2 protein-coding genes and 2 tRNA genes are annotated in these 2,688 nt (G+C 63.8%); all 4 read right to left on the bottom strand.

Features of this window, described 5'->3' with window-relative positions:
- Positions 1–124 precede the first annotated feature (124 nt).
- Positions 125–200 (bottom strand) — tRNA-Glu (locus DBR22_RS07090).
- 126 nt (positions 201–326) lie between these two features.
- Positions 327–398, bottom strand: a tRNA-Gln gene (locus DBR22_RS07085).
- A gap of 133 nt (positions 399–531) precedes the next feature.
- Positions 532–1,269 carry an HAD family hydrolase gene (locus DBR22_RS07080; RefSeq protein WP_375134923.1) on the bottom strand — a complete coding sequence of 246 codons (738 nt, stop codon included), beginning with the start codon at positions 1,267–1,269 and terminating at the stop codon, positions 532–534.
- A partial coding sequence (gltX, locus tag DBR22_RS07075; RefSeq protein ID WP_258229076.1) for a glutamate--tRNA ligase occupies positions 1,269–2,688 on the bottom strand: 1,420 nt, incomplete at its 5' end. The genes DBR22_RS07080 and gltX, both read right to left, overlap by 1 nt.

Here is a 2,688-nt window from a genome sequence, read left to right as displayed (position 1 = left end):
GGACAAGCCCATCGGATGAGGTCACAGCAACATCATGCCAGCCCGGGAAGCAATCGGGCCGGGCCACGGCTGCAGGCGGCATAACAAAAACGGCCCCGGGCTGATGCCCGGGACCGTCTTACTGTGGTGACCCCAGCGGGATTCGAACCCGCGTTACCGCCGTGAGAGGGCAGCGTACTAGGCCGCTATACGATGGGGCCGTGTACTTCCAACCGACCAGAGGCCGGTTTGCTAAGAGAGTATTTCACACCCTCAGCAAGTGTTTCAAATCGGCGAACCGGTTCAAAACCCCTGATCTGCCGCGTAAATCTGCGACCGAACCAGAGCTGGGATACCAGGACTCGAACCTAGAATGACGGTACCAGAAACCGTAGTGTTGCCAATTACACCATATCCCAATGATACTTTCGGGCCGGATTTTCGGGCCTCAACCCGTGCTCCGTGCGCCTCAGCACGAGAAATTACTTTACCCGAGACTTGAGGCTCGCACAAATCGGCCGGCAGGCGGCCCGGTTGCCGCCTGCCGGGCGGTCAGGCCAGCAGCTGGCGCAGCGAACTGACCTCGTGACCGCCGACGTCCTGAAGCACCTCCCCTGTCCTGTTCAGCCAGACGCCCACCAGCCCCGCCGCCGTCGAGCCTTCAGCGTCCAGAAGCCGGTTATCCCCCACGAACAGCGTCTCCGCGGGGGCGATCTGCAGGAGGCGCACGCCTTCGAGATAGATTGCCGGCTCAGGCTTCGCCACGCCAACAGTGTCAGTGCCCACCAGGCGGGTGATGCGTGCCAGGCCTGCGCCATCCAGTTTTGCCCGCTGGTAGTCATGGACGTTGTTGCTCACCGCACCGTAGGGCACCCCTGCGTCGTCGAGGAGATCAAGGAGCGGAATGACGTCTTCAAAGGCCCGGACGTAGCCGGGCTGGAGCCGGCTGTAGTCGGACAGCCACTGGTGGGTTTCCTCGCCGTCGGCCAGTTCCACGCCGAAATGACCCAGGGCCGCGCGGCCACGGAGCAGGCGCTGGTCATTGAAAGTCAGCTCACCCGCCAGGTACCTGTCGTAATAGTGGGTGGTTTCATGCGTGAAGATCCTGCCGAACCTTTCCCACCCGCGCTGGTCGAGGCCGGGCAGGAGGTGTTCACTGACCTCGCGCAGGGCCGTGGTCATGGCATATTCGAGGTCCACCAGGGTGTCATCAATGTCAAAGAGGACGCCCCGGATGGTCCCGAAGCGGGTCTCCAGTGCTCCTTGAGCCTCCGTGCCGGTCATGGCCATCAGCCGCGGAAGGTGCGGAGCCGGCTCAAGGAAGACTCCTTGCCGAGGATCACCATGGATTCGAAAAGCGGCGGCGAAATGCGGCGGCCGGAGATGGCCGTGCGCACCGGGCCGAAGGCGAGGCGGGGTTTCATGCCGAGGCCCTCCACCAGCGCCTGCTTCAGCGCCGTCTGGATATTCTCGGGGGTCCAGTCCCCTACCGGCTCAAGGGCGGCAATAGCGGCGTCGAGGGCTTCGGTGAGGTTCTCCGGGAGGCCCTTGCGGGCATCATCGGCGACGTCGATGGCGTCATCGGCTTTGAAGAGGAACGCCAACATCTCTGGAGCTTCGCCCAGCAGGGTAATGCGCTCCTGCACCAACGGTGCGGCCTCGGCCAGGATGTCCTCCTGGCGGCTGGTGAGCTCCTCCCCCACGAGCCCGGCGGTGCGCAGGTAAGGGACCAGGCGGGCACGGAAGTCCTCGGGGTCAAGCATGCGGATGTGCGTGCCGTTGATGGCCTCCGCCTTCTTGATGTCGAAGCGGGCAGGGTTGGCCAGGACATCCTGGACATCGAAATTCTCGATCAGCTGGTCCACCGTGAAGATGTCCTCGTCCGCTGACAGGCTCCAACCCAGCAGGGAGAGGTAGTTCAGCAGGCCCTCCGGGATGAACCCACGGTCGCGAAGGAGGAACAGGTTGGACTGGGGGTCGCGCTTGGAGAGCTTCTTGTTGCCCTCTCCCATGACATACGGGAGGTGCCCGAACACGGGCATGTAACTGGCGACGCCGATCTCGATGAGCGCACGGATCAGCACCACCTGCCGGGGCGTGGAGGAGAGCAGGTCCTCGCCGCGGAGCACATGCGTGATGCCCATCAGGGCGTCGTCCACCGGGTTGACCAGCGTGTAGAGCGGAGAACCGTCTGCGCGGACGATGACGTAGTCCGGGATGCTCCCGGCCTTGAAGGTGATCTCGCCGCGGACCACATCGGTGAAGGTGACATCCTCATCCGGCATCCGGACCCGCAGGACAGGCTGGCGGCCTTCTGCCTTGAAGGCGGCGAGCTGTTCTTCGCTGAGTTCGCGGTCGAAGTTGTCGTACCCGAGTTTCGGGTCCCGGCCGGCAGCGCGGTGGCGCGCTTCCACTTCGTCAGGCGAGGAGTAGCACTCGTAGGCGTAGCCTGCTTCCAAAAGCTTCGCTACGACGTCCTTGTAGAGGTCCAGGCGCAGCGACTGCCGGTACGGCTCGTGCGGTCCGCCGACCTCCACGCCCTCTTCCCACGTGATGCCGAGCCATTTCAGCGCTTCCAGAAGCTGCTGGTAGCTCTCCTCCGAGTCGCGTGCCGCGTCCGTGTCTTCAATGCGGAACACAAAGGTGCCCTTGGTGTGCTTGGCGTGGGCCCAGTTAAACAGGGCCGTACGGATCAGCCCAACGTGGGGG

Origin of the sequence: Arthrobacter sp. HMWF013, from assembly GCF_003061105.1 — a bacterium.
GTDB lineage: Bacteria > Actinomycetota > Actinomycetes > Actinomycetales > Micrococcaceae > Arthrobacter.
Note: the sequence above shows the minus strand (reverse complement) of the source record. Positions and strands in the feature narration are given on the sequence as shown.